This window comes from Rothia sp. HMSC076D04, assembly GCF_001814645.1.
GTDB classification, from domain to species: domain Bacteria; phylum Actinomycetota; class Actinomycetes; order Actinomycetales; family Micrococcaceae; genus Rothia; species Rothia mucilaginosa.
In genome coordinates this window covers 244,486-268,053 of the sequence record NZ_KV817374.1, presented here as the reverse complement: position 1 = coordinate 268,053, position 23,568 = coordinate 244,486, and the positions used below count along the sequence as shown (strand labels likewise).

Genomic DNA, 23,568 nt, shown 5'->3' with positions numbered 1-23,568 from the left:
AGAACCGGCGCGCACGTCTAAAGCATCGGAGTATTTGTGTCTCTCATTGAGCTCGATCGCGTGCCCCTGCGCCGCGCCCTCATTTCCGTCTACGACAAGACCGGTCTGGAGGAGTTCGCCCGCGGCCTGCACGAGGCTGGCGTCGCGCTGGTCTCCACCGGCTCCACCGCATCCACCATCGCGGCAGCAGGCGTACCCGTCACCGAGGTCACCGAAGTGACCGGTTTCCCCGAGTGCCTCGAAGGCCGCGTGAAGACCCTGCACCCGCGCATCCACGCTGGTATTTTGGCTGACCGCCGCAAGCAGGAGCACATCGACACCCTTGAAGAGCTGGACGTTGAGGCGTTCGACCTGGTGGTTGTGAACCTGTACCCCTTCGTTGAGACCGTTGCATCCGGTGCCGATCAGGACGCCATTATCGAGAAGATCGACATTGGTGGCCCCTCCATGGTTCGCGCTGCCGCGAAGAACCACGACGCCGTCGCAATTGTTGTAGACCCCGCCGACTACGCGCGCACCGTTGAGGCCGCTAAGAACGGTGGTTTCTCCCTGGATGAGCGCCGCCGCCTGGCCGCCGGCGCTTTCGCCCACACCGCCGCATACGATACCGCCGTGGCTACCTGGACCGCATCCCAGTTCCTGCAGGATGAGGACGCTAACTTCTGGCCCCCGTATGCCGGCCTGGGCTTCGAGCGCAGCGAGACCCTGCGTTACGGCGAGAATCCGCACCAGCGTGCCGCCCTGTACGTTGACCCGGCTGCAGCCCCCGGCATTGCTCAGGCGGAGCAGCTGCACGGTAAGGCGATGAGCTACAACAACTATGTTGACGCTGACGCCGCTCTGCGTGCCGCATACGACTTCGACGAGCCCGCTGTTGCCGTTATCAAGCACAACAACCCCTGCGGTATTGCTGTGGCAACCCCCGGCGCGGCTGACCCCATTGCGGACGCTCACGCGAAGGCGCACGCTTGCGACCCGCTGTCCGCATACGGTGGCGTGATTGCCGCTAACCGCCCCGTGACTGCCGAAATGGCACGTACCGTCAAGGGCATCTTCACCGAGGTTGTTGTGGCTCCCGGCTACGAGCCCGAGGCACTGGAGATTCTGCGCGAGAAGAAGAACCTGCGCCTGCTGGTGCTGCCCGAGGGCTTCGCCCGCGAGGCTATCGAGTACCGCCCCATTTCCGGTGGTGCGCTCTTCCAGGAGGCTGACCGCCTGCAGGCTGAGGGTGACGACCCGAAGAACTGGACCCTGGTTGCCGGTGAGGCTGCTGACGAGGCTACCCTGCGCGACCTCGAGTTCGCGTGGCGTGCGCTGCGTTCGCCCAAGTCCAACGCTATTCTGCTTGCCGATAACGGCGCTGCTGTGGGCATCGGCATGGGCCAGGTGAACCGCGTGGACTCCTGCAAGCTCTCGGTTGAGCGTGCGAACACTCTCGGCGGTGAAGGTAACGAGCGTGCTCGCGGTGCGGTTGCAGCATCCGACGCGTTCTTCCCCTTCGCTGACGGCCTGCAGGTGCTGCTGGACGCCGGTGTGCGTGCGGTCGTGCACCCGGGCGGTTCGATCCGCGACGAGGAAGTTATCGAGGCGGCTAAGGCTGCTGGCGTGACCATGTACCTGACCGGTACCCGCCACTTCTTCCACTAAAAATGTGTAGCGGGCTCAGTACGCGCTGAGCTACCTGCTGTGAGCGGGGCATCCTGGGGTAAACCCGGGGTGCCCCGCTTTTATACCGGGTGCCCGTGCATCCGTATTGTGGGCAGTCGTATTTATAGAATTTTTGCTCTATTTTGCGCCGGATTTGCGCATGAGGGCGCGTCAACGGCGACCAGGATGCGCACGGATTGGCTAAAAATTCGCTAGGATTAGGTTGTGCCTAAAGTCAGCGAAGAATACAAAAAGAACAGGCGTTCTCAGATTGTAGAGACCGCCCGCGAATGCTTCATCAAGCACGGTTATCAGAAGGCTTCGATGAGCGACATTATTGCGGCCACCGGCCTGTCTGCCGGAGCGATTTATAACCACTTCTCCTCCAAGGATGAAATCATCCTGGCGGCAGCCCGCATGGACATGGCGCCCTTCGACCGCATCCGCGCCGAACAGCCCTGGGACTACGTGTTCGGGTGCCTGAAGGTGCTGGACACCCCCAAGATTCGCCGTCACCTGCTCGTCACCTGGGGCGAGGCTGTGGCAATGCCGCAGCTGGCGACCGTGGTGTCTGAACAGCTGAGCTACCTGCGCGATCAGTCCCTGGAACGCTACCGCGCCTGGGGTGCCGCTGAGCTGGACTTCACCGAAGAAGAGCTTGAAGAGTGGCTGACCGTTATCGGTGCCGCGGTGCTGTCGGTGCTGACCGGTTACGTGGTGCAGACCCAGCTGGTGGCTGGCGGTAAGAAGGAGAGCGCTCGCGAGGCGTACCTGGAGTACGCTTCCGCTATTCTGCGTCAGGCGTAGGGCGCACAGACCTGCGTAAACTGCCGCCAATAAGCCCGCCGGGGTGTGTTGTGCGCCCCGCGCCGGACTCGCGCAGACACCGTGAAAACTTCATCGTGATGCTTGGTAAAGCCCGTTTTCCTTCTCGAAGGAAAGCGGGCTTTACGGTATTATGAGGTGTAGCTCATATTTTTTCATTCAGGGTTTTCAGCCGCAGACACTGCCGCAGCCCCGATGATGAGCGACCGAAGATAATGCAAAAACACTCCCAGGAGCGTAATGTCCGAGCAGAAGATCCTCGAGATGCCCCTCGCCGACCTTGACCCCGAAGTTGCAGAAGCCATTGAGCTGGAGCGCAAGCGCCAGCAGAACACCCTCGAGATGATTGCATCCGAGAACTTCGTCCCCCGTGCCGTCCTCGAAAGCCAGGGCTCGGTACTGACCAACAAGTACGCTGAGGGTTACCCCGGCCGCCGCTACTACGGCGGCTGCGAATTTGTCGACATCGTTGAGTCCCTCGCTATTTCCCGTGTGAAGGAACTCTTCGGCGCTGAGCACGCCAACGTTCAGCCGCACTCCGGTGCGCAGGCGAACAACGCCGTCATGCATGCACTGCTGAACCCCGGTGACACCATCATGGGTCTGTCCCTGGCACACGGTGGCCACCTGACCCACGGCATGAAGCTGAACGTCTCCGGCAAGCTGTACAACGTTGTGGCGTACAGCGTGGACGAGTCTGGCCGCGTTGACATGGAGCAGGTGCGTGAACTGGCTCTTGCCGAGCGCCCCAAGCTGATTATTGCCGGCTGGTCCGCGTACCCCCGTCAGTTGGACTTCGCTGCGTTCCGCGCGATTGCTGACGAAATCGGCGCGTACCTGTGGGTGGACATGGCCCACTTCGCGGGCCTGGTGGCTGCAGGTCTGCACCCGAACCCCGTCCCGCACGCACACGTGGTTTCCTCCACCGTGCACAAGACTCTGGGCGGTCCCCGCTCCGGCTTCATCCTCTGCACCGAGGAGCTGAAGAAGAAGATTGACTCCGCTGTGTTCCCCGGTCAGCAGGGCGGTCCGCTCATGCACGTGATCGCTGCGAAGGCTACCGCGTTCAAGGTCGCCGCATCTGACGCGTTCAAGGACCGCCAGAAGCGCACCGTTGAGGGCGCACAGATCCTGGCGAACCGCCTGCTGCAGCAGGATGTGAAGGACGCCGGCGTTTCCATCGCATCCGGCGGTACTGACGTTCACCTGGTGCTTGTTGACCTGCGCAACCACGCCCTCAACGGCAAGGAAGCAGAAGACCTGCTGCACGATGCCGGTATTACTGTCAACCGTAACGCTGTGCCGAACGACCCCCGCCCGCCGATGGTGACCTCCGGTCTGCGTATCGGTACCCCTGCTCTGGCGACCCGCGGCTTCGACGCCGAGGGCTTCACCGAGGTTGCCGACATTATCGCTTCCGTACTGCTGCCGAACCCGGACATCGCTGCGCTGCGTGCCCGCGTTGAGGCACTGTGCGCCAAGTACCCCCTCTACCAGGGCAGCGAGAACTGGTAGACCCATGAATGACCCCGTTCGCTCAACATTCCCTGTGGGTGCTGAGCGGGCGGGGTTATTTCGCCCTCTTACTTTTTGCTGCTCTACCCGCCACATTCGTTGAGGGACGTAGCGGGGGAGTGGTACCTCTAGGGGCACACCCTAGAACCCAACACACAGACCGTCCGTTTCGGCGAACCCGCCGCAATCTATGGAAGGAAAAACAATGCCCCAGATTCTAGACGGTAACGCAACCGCCGCAGCCATCAAGGAAGAGCTGAAGGAGCGCGTCGAGGCGCTCAAGGCTAAGGGTATTACCCCCGGCCTGGGTACCGTGCTGGTCGGTGACGACCCCGCATCCCGCTCGTACGTGGGCGCTAAGCACCGCGACTGCGCAGAGATCGGTATTAACTCCATCCGTGTGGACCTGCCCGGTGACATCACTCAGGAAGAGCTCGACGCAGAGATCGACAAGCTGAACAACGACCCGGCGTGCACCAGCTACATTGTGCAGTTGCCCCTGCCCAAGCACCTGGACACCAACCGCGTGCTGGAGCGCATCGCCCCCGAGAAGGACGCTGACGGCCTGCACCCGACCAACCTCGGCAAGCTCGTGCTGAACGTTTCTGAGCCGCTGGATTCCCCGCTGCCCTGCACCCCCAACGGTGTCATTGAGCTGGTGAAGCGCCACGGCATCGACTGGAACGGCAAGAACGTTGTGGTGCTCGGCCGCGGCATTACCGTGGGCCGCCCGCTGGGTCTGCTGCTGACCCGCCGCGAGGTGAACGCGACCGCAACCCTGGCGCACACCGGTACCGAGAACCTGGACGAGGTACTGCGCGAGGCTGACGTCATTGTTGCCGCTGTGGGTGTTCCGCACGTGCTGAAGGCTCACCAGGTCAAGGACGGCGCAATCCTGCTGGACGTTGGTGTTTCCCGGGCTGAGGACCCGGAGACCGGCAAGAAGAAGCTCTTCGGCGATGTCTCCCCGGAGGCTGCGCAGAAGGCGTCCTGGGTTTCCCCGAACCCCGGCGGTGTGGGCCCGATGACCCGCGCGGAGCTGCTGGTGAACGTGGTTGAGACTGCGGAGCGTCAGGCGGCGTAAGGCTCGCAACATTTCAGGGCTGATAACTCAAAAGGGCGGTGCCCCGGTAGAACAATCTACCGGGGCACCGCCCTTCACGCTGTCATCACAAGAGAAAAGGCAGGTGCTAGAGAATCATCTCGTAGAAGTAGGCATCGGCAAGGTACAGGGTCTCTGCGTACTCTACGGGGCTACCTTCTTCGGTGTAGCCGGTCGCGCAGACCTTGAACGCCGCCTCGCCCACGGGAACCTGCTGGTTGAACGCCTCGGCGTCGGCGTCGGTGAAGAGCGCCGCACTGGTGCGTACGCGGGCGTGCTTAATGGCGTTGGGGGTGTCGGCAAGCTGGTCTAGCGAGCTCATCGCACCGGACATCTCCGCCATCATGGCGTCCAGGATGCTACTTGCGGCGGCTTTCACAAAGTAGGAACGCTCAAAGCCGATGACTTCATGGTCGGCAAGACGCAGGCGGCGCACGAACAGCACCTGCTCGCCCACCGGCACGGATAGGTGGGTGGAGATCTCTTCGGTGGCGTCCACCCAGCGGGTCGCAATCATGCGGGTGGAGCCCTCAAAACCGCGGCGGCGCATATCGTCAACGAAGGTGTCCACGCGCGGAATGTAGGTGGCGTCGGTGCGCTCGGCAACGTAGGTGCCGGAGCCCTGCACGTTGTAGAGCAGGCCGCGTTCAATCAGAACCTTCAGGGCGCTACGAACCGTCTGGCGGCTCACCCCAAAGTTCTGCTGAATCATGCGTTCGGTGGGCAGCTTATCGCCGGGCTTGCCGGGAATAATGTAGCGCTGCTCAATGTAGTGGATGACCTGCTCGTACTTCGGGCCGGGAATCGGGGGTAGCTCGTAGCGGCTCTCAGCGTTGTGAGCGGTACTTTCGGAGGCGGAGGTGCCCGCAGGATGTGAGGGGGCACCGTGGTCGGTGGTATGTGAGGAGTGTGAATTCATCACCCAATAGTTTACCGTTCAGCCAGAGAAAAAACGCGCACGAGTGAAAATTTCTCTTCCCTCAAACTGGCATAATTAAGACTATGCATTTTTCTAACACCCCTGCACCGCGTCCGAGCGGTCTGCTTCGCGTGGCGAGCGTGAATGTGAACGGTATCCGAGCCGCCTACAAGAAGGATATGGCGGCGTGGTTGGCGAGCCGTGATATCGACATTCTCTGCCTGCAGGAGGTGCGCGCCCCCGACGCTATCGTGCGTGAGCTGCTGGACGAATCCCAGTGGCATATTCTGCACGCGGAGGCTGCCGCGAAGGGCCGCGCCGGCGTGCTGGTGGCGACCCGCCGCACCCCGAACTCTGCCGGTGAACTCCTGGAGAACCAGCCGGTCGCGACCCGCTCGAATATTGGCGAAGAGTACTTTGACGATTCGGGCCGCTGGGTTGAGGCGGACTACGTTCTGCCCAACGGCAAGACCCTGACCGTGGTCAGCGCCTACGTTCACTCCGGCGAGGTCGGCACCCAGAAGCAGGACGATAAGTACCGCTTCCTGGAGCGCATGCTGGTGCGCATGCCTGAACTGGCAAAGCACTCGGACCACGTGCTCATCGTGGGCGATTTGAACGTGGGCCACACCGAGCTGGACATTAAGAACTGGAAGGCTAACCAGAAGCGTGCCGGCTTCCTGCCGGAGGAACGCGCCTACTTTGACCGCTTCTTCGGCGATATCGGCTACCGCGATGTGGCTCGTGAGCTGGCGGGTCAGGTGCCTGGCCCCTACACCTGGTGGTCTTACCGCGGTAAGGCGTTCGATAATGACGCAGGCTGGCGTATCGACTACCACATGGCGACTCCGGCGCTCGCCGAAAGCGCCGTGGAAGCGGTCGTGGACCGTGCGGCAAGCTACGATGAGCGTTTCAGCGATCACGCGCCGCTCGTGGTTGACTACCGCATCGGTGAGTAAGACGCAGACCCACCTACAGATAAGTTTTTGAAGATGTGCTGCACCGTCCGCAGCACCGCATAGGAAGAACTGCACAGGAAATAACTATGGCAGACGAAAAGAAGCAGGATAAGTCCCTCATCCCTAACGCCTCTCAGCAGAAGGCACGTATCTACTCGGGTGCGCAGCCGTCGGCTGATTCGATGCACCTGGGTAACTACATTGGTGCTGTGAACAACTGGGTCGCGTTGCAGGACGACCCGAATAACGAATGCCTGTTCTTTATCCCGGATATGCACGCCATCACCGTTCCTCAGAACCCCGAGGAACTGCATGAGCGTACCCGCCTGACCGCGGCGCAGTACATCGCCTCCGGTATCGACCCGACCCGCACCCCGCTGTTCGTGCAGTCGCACGTGCCCGAGCACGCCCAGCTGGCGTGGATTCTGAACTGCTTCACCGGCTTCGGTGAGGCCTCCCGTATGACCCAGTTCAAGGACAAGTCCCAGAAGCAGGGCGCCGAGAACGCCTCAGTGGGTCTGTTCACCTACCCGATTCTGATGGCTGCCGACATCCTGCTCTACCAGGTGGACGGCGTGCCCGTGGGTGAGGATCAGCGTCAGCACCTGGAGCTGACCCGTAACCTGGCTCAGCGTTTCAACTCCCGTTTCGGTGAGACCTTCGTGGTGCCCGAGCCGGTGATTCTGAAGGAAACCGCTAAGATTTACGACCTGCAGGACCCGACCTCGAAGATGTCCAAGTCTGCGGCATCCGATAAGGGCCTGATTAAGCTTCTGGACACCCCCAAGGTCACCCAGAAGAAGATTAAGTCCGCCGTGACCGATGACGGCTCCGTCATCGCCTACGACCGCGAGGCTAAGCCCGGCGTCTCCAACCTGCTCTCCATCTACTCGGCAATGACCGGCGAGAGCATCGACGAGATCGTGGCACGCTACGAGGGCAAGATGTACGGCCACCTGAAGGTTGACCTTGCCGATATCGTAGTGGAGCGCCTCACCCCGGTGCGTGAGCGTACCCTCGAGCTGATGGACGACCCCGCCGAGCTGGACCGCCTGCTGGCTGTGGGTGCATCCGCTGCCCGCGAGATCGCTACGGTCACCATTGAGAACGTGTACAAGAAGGTTGGCTTCCTGCCTGCCGCAGCAATCTAGCGCGCTGTTCAGCCAGTCCGGCTGAGACGCCGCATTACCTGCACGATTGAGATGACAGCACAAGAGAACTCTTCGAGCCCCACGACGGCTCCTGTATCCCCGACCCTGAAACCCGGTCGCCGCTACCTGAGCGTTATTGCGCACGTGAGCGGTGAGAATGTTCAGCGCCTGGAAGAGTGGAAGCGCGCGGTAGCCGGTGGTGCGGTGGCGCCTATCAGTACCCACGTGACCGTGTACCTGACGGAGCTGAACGAGTCTCTAATGGCTGAGGTGCAGTCCCCGCAGTTCCGCGACGCGCTGGACACGCCGCGTTTTGAGGCGCGCTGGGGTTCGGTGCACTCCTTCCGCCCGGTCACCGAGGTGGAGTACCTGAACCTGGAGGCGGGTAGGGCCGAGTTCGAGCAGATTCACCAGAAGCTGGTTGAGCTATTCGGTGCCGGCGCGGCGTCCTTCCCCTACGTGCCGCACGTGACCCTGGGTCACGGGCTCACGGAAGAGCAGGTGGCGAACGCCCGTGAGGTGTTTGATGCTCTGCCTGCCGAGCAGCGCACCTTCACCGTGGATCACCTGCACTGCTACTCCTATGACGGGCAGGACTGGGAAGAGATTAGCGTTCTGCCGCTGCGTTAGGAGCTGGCGTATAAGCCTGGAATACGTAACGAGAGATGCGACCGATAAGCTATCGGTCGCATCTCTCTTTACGTTTTCGCTAGGTTTATTTCAGCGTGAGAGCCCTAGTGGGAGTGGCCCTCATGAGCCTTACCGGACTCGTGCGCGTCAGCCGAAGCCGAGGAGGAAGCAGCGCCGTGTGCCTCAGAGCCGTGTGCCTCAGCCTCAACCGGTGCAGCGTTCGAGGAGGAGACACCCAGGATCTCGTTCGGGGTCTTCGGAAGCTCCACGCTCATCAGCTCCTTCGGTGCTGCCGGGTTCGACAGGGACACCGCAATGAGCTTCTTGGTCGCCGGGTCGGTCACGTAGGCGGTCTTACCGTCCACCCACAGTGCCGGACGCTCGTCCTGCCACGTCTCAGACTCGGTCCACGCCTCCATGAGCTGTACGGAGCCGAGCTCGGCACCGGTCGCCGGATCGAAGACGCGCAGCTTACCGTCGGTGGTCAGCAGTAGCGCCTCACCCTGGGGGCCGCGAGCCAGCGAACGGAAGGTGTAGCTCACGCCAGAAGGCAGGGAGTAGACGGTGCGGGTTGCCGCAACGGTGTCGATAATGGAGAACTTCTCGGGGCGCTCCAGCTTAGCGTCCTTGTCGGTCTTGTAGTCCGCCAGAACGTACTGGGAGTCAGCCTTACCGGCCTGGTTACCCGAGCGCGAGTACGGGTCCTCGGGATTGGTGATCTTGGTGAACTTGCCGTCCTTGTAGACCAGCGCGCCGTCGGTGCAACCGATGGAGAACGCGCCGTCCTTGGCGATAGCTTCACCGTGAACGCCGGGGCAGGCGGGGCTCTCGGTGACGGTCTTGCCCTGAGCATCCACAACAGCGGCACCGGTGCGGGTCTTCGAGTCGCCGACCGCTACCAGGTACTGGTCGTTGGGCAGCGGGATTGCGAAGCCGTGGTGCGGCTTCGGCAGGGTGACGGTGGTGGTCTCCAGGGAGGAGGCGGTGCGCTTGTCATGGGTCAGCTTCGCCGGATCGTACACGGCGAAGGAGCCGGTGCCGTCAGCGAATGCCGCGACCTTGCCGTTGTCCTTGATGACGTGACCGGTGTGGTCAGCCGCCAGAGACAGCGAAGACAGCGACGGGGAAGTGGTGTAGTAGTGCGAGTGGTCGCCGTGCGCTACGGACCATACGCCGGTGTCCAGGAAGGTGTAGCTGTTGCCGTCTGCAACGACGAGGTGGCGGTTATCGCCAGCGTCGGAGAGGCGCAGGAAGCCTTCCTTGGGGATGTCTGCGAGCAGCTTCATGTCCTTGGCATCATAGACGAGCACGCCACCGTCGTAGGTGATGGCGACGCGACTTGCCGCGCCCTTGCCTTCGGTGATGGGGGCGGGGGTTGCGCTCGCGGAGGTGGAGGCGCTGGGGCTGGTCTGTGTATTCTGGCCGGTCTGGGTGGTCTGGGAGCCGCATGCGGTCAGGGCGAGGGCGGCTACTGCGCCGAGTGCGCCGGCGCGGGTGAGGAAAAACTTACGGGTCATGTGCATGCACCAAGACTAACATGAGAATGGTTCTCTATAGTGGTTGATCCTTGGCTCGTATCAGAGTCTGGAAGCGCAACCCACGCCGGGTGCGTAAGGCATTCCGAACCCCGCCCAGCCGCAGGGAGCATCCTTCCGCGCCCCACTAGGCAAAAGCCCTGAAACCGCCCGCAAAATGACCCATTAGGGCAAAAGAAAACCGGCTCCCTTCCGAAAAGAAGAGAGCCGATTTCTAGAGGTATCTTTTGCTCGAGTAAGGCTCATGTACCTGCTCAGGGCCAGAATTTAGAGGAGGTTGTTCAGGCCTCGTGCCTTGACCTCGCCCACAGCATCCTTGACGGCCTGTGCCTTGGAGCGCGGAGCGACCAGCAGAGCATCGGGGGTATCCACCACAACGATGTCGTCGAGGCCAATGATAGAGATCTTACGCTCGGTGTTTGCAACAACGATGCCGGAGCAACCGTGGTTAATCACGTTATCCTTCTCGCCGAGGATAGTCAGCTCTTCGCCGCTCTTCTCGGTGTTCAGGCGTGCCACGGCGTCGAAGTCTCCAACGTCGTCCCAGCTGAAGGAGCCGGGAACCATTGCGACGTCACCCGCTGCCGCTGCGGGCTCAGCCACAGCGTAGTCGATAGCGGTCTTCGGCAGGGTCTCCCACACGCGGTCCATAACAGCCTCACGCTCGGGGGTGTCCCAAGCATTAGCGATCTCCATAATGCCTGCGTATAGCTCGGGCTCGTTCGCCTCGAGGTGCTTGAGCATCAGGGCTGCCGGCGCCACGAACATGCCTGCGTTCCAGGTGTACTCACCGGAATCCAGGTACTTCTGTGCGGTAGCGGTGTCCGGCTTTTCCACGAAGGTGTCCACGGCGTGAGCATTGGGAGCGCCTTCGATGCCCAGGGACTCGCTGGCGTGAATGTAGCCAAACGCGCTGGAGGGCTCGGTGGGAGTAATGCCGATGGTGACAATCTTGCCGGTTGCCGCGGTGATGACAGCTTCGGTCACCACACGGTGGAACTCGTCCACCGGGCTGATCACGTGGTCAGCTGCGAAGGAGCCGATGATGGCGTCCGGTTCGCGGCGGTGGATGATAGCGCAAGCCAGGCCGATAGCTGCAGCCGAATCCTTGGGGGAGGGCTCCAGTACCAGGTCAGCGGCACGCAGTTCAGGAATCTGCTGGGTAACCGCATTGGCGTGCGAAGTGCCGGTAACTACCATGACGGAACCGTTGCTGAGATCGATGAGACGGTCGTAGGTGTCACGCAACAGGGAATTGCCCGACGAGGTGAGGTCGAGTAGGAATTTCGGGGCGTGCGCGCGGGATAGGGGCCACAAACGCGAGCCAACACCGCCGGCAGGAATAAGCGGGCGGAATCGAGTGAGTGCAGTATTCATCGCTTCAAGAATAGCGGGTGAATTTGTCATATATCGAATTCTTTTAGGTTTTAACAAAAAAGTGTCAGGCGGCTCTCATTTAGGCGATGTTTGAGGTTAGGTTAAGGTAAGTCCCGCACAAACACAGGGAAGTAGGCGATATGGTAATAAAAACATGCTCTAATTCGCTTTTGGAACCTGTAAAAAAACCCTAAACAGGGTGTCAGTAAGCTGTGAATTTACCTGATATCTTGGAAGTAACAGACGAACAAAAGCAGTCGGTGAGCACACAGTCATGCCCGGAAGCTGAGGATCACAATGACCCATCAGAACCCGGAAGCTCGCCGTCGCAGCAGGAGGTTATTCAGTGTTGAATGGTTCTAAAGGAACCCTCTACCGCGGCCGCTGGGGCATGTGGTCCTGGGTTGCTCATCGCATTACCGGTATCGCGATTTTCTTCTTCCTTCTTGTACACATCCTAGATACTGCCGTCGTGCGTATCTCCCCGGAGGCCTACAACGGTGTACTGAGCCTGTACAAGAACCCCATCATGGGCCTGGGTGAGACCGCGCTTGTCGCCGCCATCGTCTACCACGCGTTCAACGGTATTCGCATTATCCTCATTGACTTCTGGGGTAAGGCAACCAACTCGCACGTGGAGCACATTCAGGCGAAGAACAAGGACGGCAACGTCGAAATCAGCCAGAAGGCAACCTACACGCACATCAAGATTCTCTGGGTTGTGCTTTTCCTCTGGGCAATTACCGTTGCGGGCTTCGCAGCGCGTCACCTGCCGATCGTTTTCTCGCACATGGGAGGTCACTAAACTATGGCTACTCCGCTTAAGCCCCGCACCTATGTACCCCGTCTGCGTGACAACCGCATCGACGGTGTGAAGTACAACCGCTCCTCCTCCAAGCGCAACAACTTTGAGATGTTCGCTTGGCTGGGTATGCGCCTGTCCGGCGTCGTACTCGTCGTGCTGATTTTCGGCCACCTGTTCTCCAACCTCATGGTCGGCGACGGCATCCACGCCATCGACTTCGGCTTCGTGGGCGGCAAGTGGGCGAACCCCTTCTGGCAGGTCTGGGATCTGCTGCTGCTCTGGCTGGCTATGCTGCACGGTGCTAACGGCATCCGCGTCATCATCGATGACTACGCAGAGAAGGACCGCCTGCGCGTTTGGCTGAAGGTGATCCTCTTCGCAGCATGCGCATTCGTCCTGCTGGTTGGTACCCTCACCATCTTCGCGTTCGACCCCTGCCCCTCCGGTGCAGCGGCTGAACTGCTCCCCAGCTTCTGCTCGGCACGCTAACGGCGACGTATCCGAGACAAACGAAAACATCTAAAACACAGAAAGAACATCATGCAGGTACATAAGTACGATGTAGTGATCGTCGGTGCCGGTGGCGCAGGTATGCGTGCCGCCATTGAGGCCGGCCAGCGAGTTCGCACCGCGGTACTGACCAAGCTATACCCCACCCGCTCCCATACCGGTGCGGCACAGGGTGGCATGTGCGCCGCTCTGGCTAACGTTGAAGAGGACAACTGGGAGTGGCACACCTTTGACACCGTCAAGGGTGGCGACTACCTGGTCGACCAGGACGCAGCAGAAATCATGGCTAAGGAAGCTATTGACGCTGTGCTCGACCTGGAGAAGATGGGTCTTCCCTTCAACCGAACCCCTGAAGGCCGCATTGACCAGCGCCGCTTCGGCGGTCACACCCGTGACCACGGTAAGGCTGCTGTGCGCCGCGCATGCTACGCAGCTGACCGTACCGGCCACATGATTCTGCAGACCCTCTACCAGAACTGCGTTCGTCACAATGTGGAGTTCTACAACGAGTTCTACGTTCTCGACCTGATTCTGGTCAAGGACGAAGAGGGTAAGCCCCGCCCCGCCGGCGTCGTCTCCTACGACCTGGCAACCGGCGAGGTCCACGTCTTCCAGGCTAAGTCCGTGATCTTCGCATCCGGCGGCTGTGGCAAGATTTTCAAGACCACCTCCAACGCACACACCCTCACCGGTGACGGCATGGCTATCGCACTGCGTGCAGGCCTGCCCCTGGAGGACATGGAATTCGTTCAGTTCCACCCGACCGGCCTGGCTGGCCTGGGCATTCTCGTCACCGAGGGTGCTCGTGGTGAAGGCGGTATTCTCCGTAATGCTGACGGTGAGCGCTTCATGGAGCGCTACGCACCCACCATTAAGGACCTCGCACCCCGCGATATCGTGGCACGTGCAATGGCAAACGAGGTGCGCGAAGGCCGCGGTTGCGGTCCCCACAAGGACTACGTGCTGCTGGACCTGACCCACCTGGAGCCCTCCCACATCGACGAGAAGCTGCCGGACATTACCGAGTTCGCTCGTACCTACCTGGCAGTGGAACCGCACCACCAGCCCATCCCGGTGTTCCCCACCGCGCACTACGCAATGGGCGGTATCCCCACCAACAACGAGACCGAGGTCTACCACAACAGCAAGGAGACCATCCCCGGCCTCTACGCAGCTGGTGAGGTTGCTTGCGTGTCCGTCCACGGTGCAAACCGTCTGGGCACCAACTCCCTGCTGGACATCAACGTGTTCGGTAAGCGTGCAGGCCGCAAGGCAGCAGAGTACGCAGCATCCGCTGAGTTTGTACCGGTTCCGGACGACGCAGCAGATCGCGTTCTCAACATGCTCAACGGCATCCTCGAAGGTAAGGGCACCGAGAAGGTCGGCGCTATCCGCGCAGACCTGCAGAAGGCTATGGAAGCTGACATGCAGGTGTTCCGTACCGACGAGACCATCCGCGCAGCACTGGCAACTATTGCTGAACTGGAAGAGCGCTACAAGAACATCGCCATCCAGGACAAGGGCAAGCGCTTCAACCTCGACCTGCTCGAGGCTGTTGAGCTCGGCTTCCTGATTGAGCTGGCAAAGGTCATGTCCGTTGGTGCACTGCACCGTAAGGAATCCCGTGGTGGTCACTACCGCGAGGACTTCCCCAAGCGTGACGACGTTAACTTCATGAAGCACTCGATGGTCTACCTCGACCCCGAATCCGAGTTTGAGGGTGTCAAGGGTCTGCGATTCGAAACCAAGCCCGTTGTCTACACCCGCTACGAGCCGAAGGAGCGTAAGTACTAAAATGGCTGAAAACGAACTCCCCGAACCGGAATCCGTCAAGCTGTTTGAGGGTATGACCGGCGGCGACTCCGACTCCATCCCCACCTACGATGTGGTCATCAAGATTCGTCGCTACAACCCGGAAGTTTCCTCCGAGGCGTACTGGGATGAATTCCCGCTGACCATGTACCGCACCGACCGCGTGCTGGATGCTCTACACAAGATCAAGTGGGAAGTAGACGGCTCCGTCTCCTTCCGCCGCTCCTGTGCACACGGCATCTGCGGCTCGGACGCAATGCGCATCAACGGCCGTAACCGCCTGGCTTGCAAGACCCTGCTGAAGGACCTTGACCTGACCAAGCCGATTACCGTTGAGCCCATCAAGGGTCTGCCCTGCGAAAAGGACCTCATCGTTGACATGGAGCCCTTCTTCCAGGCATACCGCGAGATTATGCCGTTCTTCATCAACGACTCGAACGAGCCTGAGCGTGAGCGCCTGCAGACCATTGAGGACCGTGCACGTTTCGATGACACCACCAAGTGCATCCTCTGCGCAGCATGTACCTCGTCCTGCCCGGTCTTCTGGACCGACGGTCAGTACTTCGGCCCCTCCGCTATCGTGAACGCACACCGCTTCATCTTCGACTCGCGCGATGACGCAGGCGACCTGCGTCTGGAGATCCTCAACGACAAGGAAGGCGTATGGCGTTGCCGTACCACCTTCAACTGCACCGAGGCTTGCCCCCGTGGCATCCAGATTACCAAGGCTATTGCCGAGGTGAAGCAGGCAATCCTGAGCCGCTCGCTCTAATCTGAGTACGCGGTATCAGCTGATACAGCATTGACGATTCAAGCCGTCACCCACACCGGGTGGCGGCTTGAGTCGTTTAACAAAAAAGGCCGGCAACAAAATCGTGGGGCAGAGCATTTTCGGGGCTTCGGCGGGTGGGAGTATTCTTCACAATCTGTCATAAAGTCATAGATATTCTCGAGTGCTGTCAGAAAGGGACAGCGGGTAGGTAAACCCCGGCGGGCGGCGTTATTCTACTGTGTATGGTTTTCGCTAATTCTCGCTACGATTTGTCCACCCCCGTCTTCGACGACTGGGTGGAGCGCACGATGGGTACCCTCGTGCAGTTCCGCCGCGAAGTGCACGCCAACCCGGAACTTTCCTTCCGCGAAATCGCAACCACTGAGCGCCTCATGAACCGACTGCGAGAAGCCGGCATGAACCCCGTCGCCTGCGAAGGCACCGGCTGCTACGTCGATATCGGAAGCGGCCCCTTCGCCGTGGCTCTGCGCGCCGATATTGATGCTCTGCCCATTGTTGAGCAGACCGGTCTGCCCTACGCCTCCACCGTACCCGGCGTGATGCACGCCTGCGGTCACGATATTCACCAGACCGTCATGCTCGGCGTGGCTCTGGCACTGCACGAGCTGAACGAGAAGACCCCGCTGGGCCGTAGCGTCCGTATTCTCTTCCAGCCCGCTGAGGAGCAGCTTCCCGGTGGCGCCGTGCAGATGATTGCTCAGGGTCTGCTCAAGGACATTCCGCGTGCCTTTGCCCTGCACTGCGACCCGAAGGTGGACCTGGGCCAGATTGGTACCCGTATCGGTGCGATTACTAGCGCATCCGACACCATCAAGATTCACCTGAGCGGTCACGGCGGCCACACTTCTCGCCCGCACCTGACCGAAGACCTCATCTACGCGATGAGCCAGATTGCTGTGCAGGTTCCCGCCGTGCTGACCCGCCGCACCGACGTACGTTCGGGCGTGCTGGTTGCCTGGGGTCAGGTCAGTGCCGGTGTTGCTCCCAACGCTATCCCCGCCGAGGGCTACCTGGCGGGCACCATGCGTTGCCTGGACGTTGAGGTATGGCGTCAGGCAGGCAACATGCTGGACGAAGTGATTGAGCAGGTCGCCGTACCCTTCGGCGTGACCGCGCGCGTGGAGCACATCCGCGGTGTGCCGCCGGTCGTGAACACCGACCTGGAAACCACCATGCTGGAGAACGCGGCTCGCGCCGAGCTGGGCGAAGACTCGATTGTGCTGGTTGAACAGTCCATGGGCGGAGAAGACTTCGCCTGGATGCTACAGGAAGTTCCCGGCTCCATGTTCCGTCTGGGTACCCGCGCCCCCGGCGACCCCACCTACGATTTGCATCAGGGTGATTACGCCCCGAGCGAGCAGGCGATCGGTATTGGTGTGCGTGTTATGGCGGCAACCGCGCTACGCGCCGTCCGTTTTGAGCTGGCGAAGGCGGCGAAGGCTGCAAACCCCATTCGCGATGAGGCACGCTAAAGAGCTTTTCGAAAGCTTATTCTGCAGTCTTGAAGGCGCGACTCTATAGCCGCATTAAGCCTTGAAAAGTGTAGAAGTTTCACCCCGTTACCTCTCACCGAGTAGCGGGGTGAAACTCTATGCACGCGATAGAATTAAAAGGATTATGAGGACATTTGCGTCATGTTTCCGACCCCGTGCCCACACACCTGCGGGGGATGAAGGAGGTGGCGCATCATCACACGGCGCACGCCGGAGGAGGACACCCAATGAGCTTCTTTGGAATCGGCAAGAAGAAGTTGGATGAGCAGTCGCGCGAAGAACAGAGCGCCGAAACTGCTAAGGTCCAGAAGGAACAGGTAAGCGAAGACGCTCCCAAGAACGCGCGACTGAGCCAGAAGATTATGGAACAGCAGCAGTGGGAGGACTCCCTGCGCCGCTTCGTGAAGTCTGAAAGCGCACGCCAGCAGAACCACGATGAAGAGCAGAATGAGGAGCACCGCGCTGTTGAGGATCTCAAGCGTGCCCTTCTGCACGGCGATGAGAAGGTTGAAGAATCTTCCGCTACTGATGAGCTGACTGAGGATCAGGCGGAGGAGCAGGAGCGTCGTAGCCTGCTGGCTGCGCTTGGTGCTTTCCCCCAGGAATCTGAGGAGCCTGTTGAGGCCGAGCAGGTAGCTCAGGCCCAGGACGTTGAAGAAGATGACGCCCCGGTTGCTGAGGCTGCTCAGCCCGCAACGCCCGCGTTCCTGCGCGATGACGAAGAGTCTGCAGATGAGGATGCATCTGTCGAGGAGCAGGAGCCTAAGGACGCTGCAGAGGATGCACGTTCCCAGTTTGAGGAGCACCTGCGTGCTGTGCGTGCCCAGAACACCGAAGATGCTGCCGCTGAGAATACTGCCGCTGAGGATGCTGAGGCCGATGCAGATACTGCAGGCGAGGCAGAGGGCCGCGAAGAGCTTGAGGTTGCCGAGGCTGTTGTAGAAGCTTCCGAGAACAAGTCTGAGAACGCTCATTCTGCATCTGAAGCTGAGGAAATTCATACCGTTGAAGATATGAAGGCAGCCCGCACCCATGCCGCCGTGACCGAGGCGCAGAACGCCGGTCTGGACGATCTGGCGGCAGCCTACGCGGCACGCCTGGGCATCACCTTGGACAGCGAAGAGGAGACCTTTGTAGAGGTTGCTTCCGATGAGGCGATCGCTGAGGAAACTGCTGCTGACAAGGCAACTACTGAGGCACCTGAGCCCGCTGAAGCTACTGAATCTGTTGAGGACACCGATGTGTCTGAGGTATCCGCAACTGTTGCTGAGACTGCTGAAGACTTCGAATCCGAGGAGACCGTTGACCTCACCGCAGGTGAAGAAGAAGTTGTAGAGCCTGCTACCGCTACTGAGGAAGAGCCGATTGAGGCTGTCGTTGAGGCGCCTGAGCTGCTGGCATCTGAACTTACTGAGGAAGAAAACGCGGTCTCTGATGAGACCGAGCTGCTCTCCGCCGTATCCGTTGAGGAGAAGCATGACGTGTCCGTCTCTGAAGCGCCCGCGGCTAAGGACTTCGACGCTGAAGAAGAGAACACCGCAGAGCTGATCTTTGACGCCTCCGCTGTTGCTGCCCCCGTAGTTGCTGCAGCTGCCGTTGCCTCTACCGCAAAGACCGAAAAGGCTGAAAAGGCTGAGGAGAAGACCGAAAAGGGTACCTCTCAGAGCGTCGCGCTGACCGCAGAGGGCATCGATAAGAAGGAAGCAGAGAAGCACGAGTCTGCTGCTCGTGATGACTCCACTGAGGAGCCCGTTGCTGAGTTGAAGGAAACTGAGCAGAAGCTCAGCGAAGACGAAGCTGAACTGGTTGCCGAATCCATCATCCTGAGCGAGCCCGTTGAGGGCGCGGCAACCCTGCCCGCGCTCCCCGAGCAGCGTGCTCTCCACGGCCTTGCGGAGCTTATGCGCACCCGCGGTTCGGGCACCATGAGCCTGGAACTGCGCCAGGTTGATGAGGATATGCACTACCGTCTGCTGCACCGCGGCCGTGAGGTTGAAACCGGCATTGTCGTGCCCGGTGTTGACTGGTTTGCACCCGTTGCGGCACTGTACACCGAGGCTCAGCAGGTCGGCGCAACCTGGAACCGTGCGGCTGTCTCTTTGAAGCCGCGCCTGGGTGATGGCCTGGAGGTTCACGCATCGTACCTGGGTGCTGTGGATGGTCAGACTATTAGCGAGAGCTTCCTGCTGGAAGGTGCCGCTGTTGAGGCTAAGCCCGTTGCGACCGCTGAGGCCGCTGAGGCTACCTCGCAGGATGAGCCTCAGGAAGCTGCTGTTCAGAGTGTTGACCCGGTTGAGGCTGAACGTGAGGCTATCGAGCGTGAGCTGGAGGCTGAACTCGCTGAGAAGCAGGCTGCGAACGAGGCTGAGGCAGCTACCGCAGCTTCTGAAGAGCCTGTAGCTGAGACTGCTGAAGGGGACGCCTCCGCGGGTCTGCTGACTGCTGCAGGTCTTGCCGCTGCCGGTACTGCTGTGGCTGGTTCTGCCGCTTCTGCGCAGGAGAAGGAAGACGTAGAGGAGGCTGTTGAAGCTTCTGCCCAGCCTGCCGCCCAGCCTGCCCAGGCTGAGTTTGCGCCGGTTGAAGCTGAGTTCGAGCACGATTACGAGAACGACCCGGTCTTCGGTGCGGCTACCGTAGAGCCCGAAACCGAGCATGCCGAAGAATCTGCCGCTGAGGTAGTCGAGGCATCTGCCGAGGACTCTGTAGAGCCCGGCGAAGACATGGAAGCCGCCCTGGCCACCATTGTCGCCAACGCTCAGAAGAAGCTGGACGCTGAGGAAGCAACAGCCCCCGCAGTTGCTGAGGAAGCACCCGCTGAGGAAGTTTCGGCTGAGGAAGTTTTGGCTGCCGAGGAGCAGAAGGCTGCCGCTCCCGTGGTTGCTGAGTCCTTCACCCTGGACCGCACCCAGCCCGTTGAAGAAGCTGCAGATGAGCCGATCGCAGAGAGCTCCGAAGAGCCCGCCCTGCCCGCGTTCTTGGACGACTCTGAACTGCTGCCTGAGAAGGAAACCTCCGCCGCTTCCGCTGAAGCGCCCGCCGAGGAACCTGCCCTCGTAGACGTTGAGCCTGCCGCTGAGAGCGCATCTGTGGCTCCCGGCCTGGCTGGTGCTCTTGCCGCAGCTGCCGCAGTGGGCACCGCCGGCGCCGCTACGAAGGCTGCCGAGGCAAAGGCATCTGAGGCGAAGGCTACCGGCGCTCAGGAAGAGCCCGCTGAGAAGGCCGCTGAGCTCAAGACCGTTGAGGTGGCCCCCGCGGCTAAGATTGCTGAGGCTCCCGTAGCGGTTGCACCCGCCTCCGAGGCTACCGATCAGACTGCCCCGGCAGCACCGGCAGCAGAGGTAGCAGAGGCGGCACCCGCCTCCGAGGCGACCACCCCGGTTGCCCTGCCGGAGAGCACCCCGGCAGGTATCTCCTCCAGCATCTCGGCATCCGCGCTGAGCGAGCTCAACCAGCTACCCACCATCGTGGCTGAGCCGGACACCCCCTCCGCCGCGGTGCAGAGCCCGCTGGTTCCCTCGGAGACTCAGCTGGCAGCCGGCAACCTGGTTCTGACCGAGGCTCAGGTCGCTCAGCGTCTGGCGCCGGTTGTCGAGCACCTCTTCGGCGAGAACGGCACCGCAAAGGATGCCACCACCGTGCTGATTCGTGTACGTGCCCTCGGCTCCTACTACGACGCCCTGACCCACGTGCGCCGCAACGGTTTCTGGGAGCAGGTCCGTACCTTCGAGCTGATTCCCGAAACCCTGCTGGACATCCCGGCGCTGAAGACCGACTCGTACAGCGAGGGCGAGGGCTCGCCGCTGGCTATGAGCCTGACCTTCACCCCGGGCGTGCCGGTTCAGGCGGCATTCGATTATGCGAATGAGCAGGCGTTTGTCACCTACCCGCGTCCGCTGGATGCTGAGCGTTACGTTGAGGAGCTGCGCATGTTCCCGCGTCTGGGTTCGAAGATCCCGGCTCATATGACGAGCGCGCTTTCGCACTGGAACCTCTAAAACCTTGTAAGGTGTGCCGCGCCGGCTCCCCGTGTGGGGGTCGGCGCGGCGTGCTATGTTTGTCATTTTTTCGATGAGGAAGATTGTTATGACTGATACCCCTAATACTCCTGAGGCTTCTGCGGCGCAGAACGTTCAGGACACTGCTGCCCGCGCGGCTGAAGCTTTTGGCGCCCTGGTGGAAACCATGGCGCTGCTGCGTGCACCGGGCGGTTGCCCGTGGGATGCTGAGCAGACTCATGCCTCCCTAATCCGCTACCTGGTGGAGGAAGCCTACGAGGTTGTCGAGGCGGTAGAAACCGGTGGAGAGCCGAATATGCCGCTGTTGCGTGAGGAACTGGGCGACGTGCTGCTGCAGGTGGTGTTCCATTCCGATATTGCTGCGGCAAACCCGCAGGGCTTCGACATCGTGCAGGTGGTTGAGGGCCTGGTGCAGAAGCTTCGTTCGCGCCACCCGGACGTGTTCACGGCTGAGTCTGAGGGCTCTTCGGAGGCGCCCCGCACCGCAGCTGAGCAGCAGGCGGCGTGGGATGCGTTGAAGAAGAAGGAGAAGAGCGACCGTGGCGCGCTGGACGGTATTCCGCCGCATCTGCCGGCGCTCGCTATGGCTGAGAAGACTGCTGTGAAGGCACGTAAGGCGGGTATTATTCTGCCGCCGGAGCCTACGAGCATGGAGGACGACCTGCGCTATATGCACACTGAAGAGGAATTCGGTGAGTTGCTCTTTGCGTTGGTGAGCCGCGCACAGCGTAATGGTTTGGATCCGGAGCGTGCCCTGCGTTCGTACACTCGCCGCTATATTGCTCAGCATACGCATGATGAGCCGAGCTATTAGAAACGCTGGTTGAGTTCTTCTGTGAGGCGCTTTGAAATCTGTTCTCTGAGGGAATAAGAGATTTCAAAGCGCCTTCTGTTTGTTTGGGGTTGTGTTGGGCGGCCGTGAGTATGCTCGTGGCACATGCCCCGGCATTTGGGCTCATGTTGTGCTTTGGTCGAGTACCCACACCCTCCCAATGTGGGGGAGTGTGGGTCTTGTTCCGCTTTGTAGCGCCTGACTAAGGGTTATTGAAACCTTCATTAAGGCAATAAAAAAGCGGTGGCAACTAGTGTGTTTGTGTGGGAGTTTTGCTAGAATTTAGGGGACGCGACTTGTCCACTACCGGGTGAGCCGTTCACATCCTTGACATCTCATAAGGAGAACAATTCATGGCTGTTATTACCGCAGTTCACGCACGCCAGATCCTGGATTCCCGTGGCAACCCGACCGTTGAGGTTGAGGTTCTGCTCGAAGACGGTGCTTTCGCACGCGCAGCTGTGCCCTCGGGCGCATCCACCGGTGAGTGGGAAGCTGTTGAGCGCCGCGATGGCGACAAGTCCGTATACCTGGGCAAGGGTGTTCTGGGCGCAGTGAAGTCTGTTATCGAAGAAATCGCTGAAGAGGTCATCGGCATTGAGGCTTCCGACCAGCGCGCTGTTGACGCAGCCATGATTGCTCTGGATGCAACCAACAACAAGGGCAAGCTGGGCGCAAACGCAATCCTGGGTGTCTCCCTGGCTGTTGCTAAGGCAGCTGCTGAGTCCGCTGATCTGCCCCTGTACAAGTACCTCGGCGGCCCGAACGCTCACGTTCTGCCCGTCCCCATGATGAACATCCTCAACGGTGGTTCTCACGCAGACTCCAACGTTGACATCCAGGAGTTCATGATTGCTCCCATCGGCTTCGACAACTACTCTGACGCTCTGCGCGCAGGTGTTGAGGTTTACCACTCCCTGAAGTCCGTGCTGCACGACCGCGGCCTGGCAACCGGCCTGGGCGACGAGGGTGGTTTCGCACCCAACCTGGAGTCCAACGCAGCCGCACTGGACCTAATCGTTGAGGCAATCGAGAAGGCTGGCTACAAGCCGGGCGAGCAGGTTGCACTGGCACTGGACGTTGCATCCTCCGAGTTCTACAACGACGGCGCATACGAGTTCGAGGGCCAGAAGAAGTCCGCAGCTGAGATGAGCGCATACTACGCTGACCTCGTTGCAAAGTACCCCCTGGTTTCCATCGAGGATCCCCTGGACGAGAACGACTGGGAGGGCTACAAGACCCTGACCGAGCAGATCGGTGACAAGGTCCAGATCGTTGGCGACGATCTGTTCGTGACTAACCCCGAGCGTCTGGCTCGCGGTATCGAAGAGGGCGCAGCTAACGCTCTGCTCGTGAAGGTGAACCAGATCGGTTCGCTGACCGAGACCCTCGACGCAATGGAGCTGGCACAGCGCCACGAGTACCGTTGCATGGTTTCTCACCGTTCCGGTGAGACCGAGGACGTCACCATCGCTGACCTGGCTGTTGCAACCAACGCTGGCCAGATCAAGACCGGTGCTCCCGCACGTTCCGAGCGCGTTGCTAAGTACAACCAGCTGTTGCGCATTGAGGAAGAGCTGGGCGAGGCAGCTGTTTACGCTGGCAAGTCCGCATTCCCCCGCTTCAAGGCATAAGTTACTGAAGCAT

At 60.6% G+C, this 23,568-nt stretch carries 18 protein-coding genes; 15 read left to right on the top strand and 3 right to left on the bottom strand.

The features are described from left to right. Positions 1–36 precede the first annotated feature (36 nt). From purH to HMPREF2980_RS08925, 4 genes are all read left to right on the top strand, one after another. Positions 37–1,647, top strand: coding sequence for a bifunctional phosphoribosylaminoimidazolecarboxamide formyltransferase/IMP cyclohydrolase (purH, locus tag HMPREF2980_RS08940; RefSeq protein WP_070691485.1), 1,611 nt, complete (start codon positions 37–39; stop codon positions 1,645–1,647). A gap of 225 nt (positions 1,648–1,872) precedes the next feature. Next, complete coding sequence (locus tag HMPREF2980_RS08935) at positions 1,873–2,454, top strand: TetR/AcrR family transcriptional regulator (RefSeq protein ID WP_005506809.1); 582 nt, start codon at positions 1,873–1,875, stop codon at positions 2,452–2,454. 258 nt (positions 2,455–2,712) lie between these two features. Next, positions 2,713–3,987 carry a serine hydroxymethyltransferase gene (gene glyA / locus HMPREF2980_RS08930; protein WP_049346827.1) on the top strand — a complete coding sequence of 425 codons (1,275 nt, stop codon included), beginning with the start codon at positions 2,713–2,715 and terminating at the stop codon, positions 3,985–3,987. A 205-nt stretch (positions 3,988–4,192) separates the two neighbouring features. Then, positions 4,193–5,071: a bifunctional methylenetetrahydrofolate dehydrogenase/methenyltetrahydrofolate cyclohydrolase gene (locus HMPREF2980_RS08925; RefSeq protein WP_005508973.1), complete on the top strand. Its 879-nt coding sequence runs from the start codon at positions 4,193–4,195 to the stop codon at positions 5,069–5,071. Positions 5,072–5,177: 106 nt separating this feature from the next. Here HMPREF2980_RS08925 and HMPREF2980_RS08920 read toward each other — a convergent pair whose 3' ends face one another. Then, a complete protein-coding gene (locus HMPREF2980_RS08920; RefSeq protein WP_070691484.1) occupies positions 5,178–6,011 on the bottom strand; it encodes a GntR family transcriptional regulator in 834 nt (277 codons plus the stop codon). An 80-nt stretch (positions 6,012–6,091) separates the two neighbouring features. On the opposite strand from HMPREF2980_RS08920, the gene HMPREF2980_RS08915 reads away from it, so the two are divergent. The 3 genes from HMPREF2980_RS08915 to HMPREF2980_RS08905 all read left to right on the top strand — a co-directional run bounded on the left by HMPREF2980_RS08915 (position 6,092) and on the right by HMPREF2980_RS08905 (position 8,748). Further along, the gene (locus tag HMPREF2980_RS08915) at positions 6,092–6,967 is read left to right on the top strand and encodes an exodeoxyribonuclease III (protein ID WP_005508971.1); all 876 of its coding nucleotides are present in this window, start codon (positions 6,092–6,094) and stop codon (positions 6,965–6,967) included. A gap of 86 nt (positions 6,968–7,053) precedes the next feature. Next, positions 7,054–8,118: a tryptophan--tRNA ligase gene (trpS, locus tag HMPREF2980_RS08910; RefSeq protein ID WP_070688365.1), complete on the top strand. Its 1,065-nt coding sequence runs from the start codon at positions 7,054–7,056 to the stop codon at positions 8,116–8,118. A gap of 51 nt (positions 8,119–8,169) precedes the next feature. Then, entirely contained in the window at positions 8,170–8,748 is a 579-nt protein-coding gene (locus tag HMPREF2980_RS08905) for a 2'-5' RNA ligase family protein (RefSeq protein WP_070678646.1), read from the top strand. Positions 8,749–8,852: 104 nt separating this feature from the next. Here the strand turns inward: HMPREF2980_RS08905 and HMPREF2980_RS08900 are convergent, their stop codons facing one another. Both HMPREF2980_RS08900 and HMPREF2980_RS08895 read right to left on the bottom strand, forming a co-directional pair. Then, a complete protein-coding gene (locus tag HMPREF2980_RS08900) occupies positions 8,853–10,265 on the bottom strand; it encodes a hypothetical protein (RefSeq protein WP_371326331.1) in 1,413 nt (470 codons plus the stop codon). A gap of 285 nt (positions 10,266–10,550) precedes the next feature. Further along, on the bottom strand, positions 10,551–11,660 hold the full coding sequence (locus tag HMPREF2980_RS08895) for a mannose-1-phosphate guanylyltransferase (protein ID WP_049356077.1): 1,110 nt from the start codon (positions 11,658–11,660) through the stop codon (positions 10,551–10,553). A 346-nt stretch (positions 11,661–12,006) separates the two neighbouring features. Here HMPREF2980_RS08895 and sdhC point away from each other — a divergent pair, with 346 nt between their 5' ends. From sdhC to eno, 8 genes are all read left to right on the top strand, one after another. Further along, complete coding sequence (gene sdhC / locus HMPREF2980_RS08890) at positions 12,007–12,465, top strand: succinate dehydrogenase, cytochrome b556 subunit (RefSeq protein WP_005506819.1); 459 nt, start codon at positions 12,007–12,009, stop codon at positions 12,463–12,465. A gap of 3 nt (positions 12,466–12,468) precedes the next feature. Continuing rightward, entirely contained in the window at positions 12,469–12,954 is a 486-nt protein-coding gene (locus HMPREF2980_RS08885) for a succinate dehydrogenase hydrophobic membrane anchor subunit (protein WP_005506820.1), read from the top strand. 51 nt (positions 12,955–13,005) lie between these two features. Next, complete coding sequence (gene sdhA / locus HMPREF2980_RS08880) at positions 13,006–14,769, top strand: succinate dehydrogenase flavoprotein subunit (protein WP_049338687.1); 1,764 nt, start codon at positions 13,006–13,008, stop codon at positions 14,767–14,769. Between the two features lies 1 nt (position 14,770). Then, positions 14,771–15,559, top strand: coding sequence for a succinate dehydrogenase iron-sulfur subunit (locus HMPREF2980_RS08875; protein ID WP_005508960.1), 789 nt, complete (start codon positions 14,771–14,773; stop codon positions 15,557–15,559). A gap of 242 nt (positions 15,560–15,801) precedes the next feature. Continuing rightward, complete coding sequence (locus tag HMPREF2980_RS08870) at positions 15,802–17,052, top strand: amidohydrolase (RefSeq protein WP_049352135.1); 1,251 nt, start codon at positions 15,802–15,804, stop codon at positions 17,050–17,052. A gap of 248 nt (positions 17,053–17,300) precedes the next feature. Next, positions 17,301–21,068: an ornithinee aminotransferase gene (locus HMPREF2980_RS08865; RefSeq protein ID WP_070691482.1), complete on the top strand. Its 3,768-nt coding sequence runs from the start codon at positions 17,301–17,303 to the stop codon at positions 21,066–21,068. Between the two features lie 88 nt (positions 21,069–21,156). Next, on the top strand, positions 21,157–21,903 hold the full coding sequence (locus HMPREF2980_RS08860) for a nucleoside triphosphate pyrophosphohydrolase (protein ID WP_044150737.1): 747 nt from the start codon (positions 21,157–21,159) through the stop codon (positions 21,901–21,903). 371 nt (positions 21,904–22,274) lie between these two features. After that, positions 22,275–23,555, top strand: a complete 1,281-nt coding sequence (eno, locus tag HMPREF2980_RS08855) for a phosphopyruvate hydratase (protein ID WP_005506838.1) — start codon at positions 22,275–22,277, stop codon at positions 23,553–23,555. The last annotated feature ends 13 nt before the right edge of the window (positions 23,556–23,568 follow it).

What these genes read in the sequence shown, in the direction of transcription:
- glyA (WP_049346827.1), top strand. Translation starts at nt 2,713, where the DNA reads ATGTCCGAGCAGAAGATCCTCGAGATGCCCCTCGCCGACCTTGACCCC.
- HMPREF2980_RS08925 (WP_005508973.1), top strand. Translation starts at nt 4,193, where the DNA reads ATGCCCCAGATTCTAGACGGTAACGCAACCGCCGCAGCCATCAAGGAA.
- HMPREF2980_RS08915 (WP_005508971.1), top strand. Translation starts at nt 6,092, where the DNA reads ATGCATTTTTCTAACACCCCTGCACCGCGTCCGAGCGGTCTGCTTCGC.
- trpS (WP_070688365.1), top strand. Translation starts at nt 7,054, where the DNA reads ATGGCAGACGAAAAGAAGCAGGATAAGTCCCTCATCCCTAACGCCTCT.
- HMPREF2980_RS08905 (WP_070678646.1), top strand. Translation starts at nt 8,170, where the DNA reads ATGACAGCACAAGAGAACTCTTCGAGCCCCACGACGGCTCCTGTATCC.
- HMPREF2980_RS08900 (WP_371326331.1), bottom strand. Translation starts at nt 10,265, where the DNA reads ATGACCCGTAAGTTTTTCCTCACCCGCGCCGGCGCACTCGGCGCAGTA.
- HMPREF2980_RS08895 (WP_049356077.1), bottom strand. Translation starts at nt 11,660, where the DNA reads ATGAATACTGCACTCACTCGATTCCGCCCGCTTATTCCTGCCGGCGGT.
- HMPREF2980_RS08885 (WP_005506820.1), top strand. Translation starts at nt 12,469, where the DNA reads ATGGCTACTCCGCTTAAGCCCCGCACCTATGTACCCCGTCTGCGTGAC.
- sdhA (WP_049338687.1), top strand. Translation starts at nt 13,006, where the DNA reads ATGCAGGTACATAAGTACGATGTAGTGATCGTCGGTGCCGGTGGCGCA.
- HMPREF2980_RS08875 (WP_005508960.1), top strand. Translation starts at nt 14,771, where the DNA reads ATGGCTGAAAACGAACTCCCCGAACCGGAATCCGTCAAGCTGTTTGAG.
- HMPREF2980_RS08870 (WP_049352135.1), top strand. Translation starts at nt 15,802, where the DNA reads ATGGTTTTCGCTAATTCTCGCTACGATTTGTCCACCCCCGTCTTCGAC.
- HMPREF2980_RS08865 (WP_070691482.1), top strand. Translation starts at nt 17,301, where the DNA reads ATGAGCTTCTTTGGAATCGGCAAGAAGAAGTTGGATGAGCAGTCGCGC.
- HMPREF2980_RS08860 (WP_044150737.1), top strand. Translation starts at nt 21,157, where the DNA reads ATGACTGATACCCCTAATACTCCTGAGGCTTCTGCGGCGCAGAACGTT.
- eno (WP_005506838.1), top strand. Translation starts at nt 22,275, where the DNA reads ATGGCTGTTATTACCGCAGTTCACGCACGCCAGATCCTGGATTCCCGT.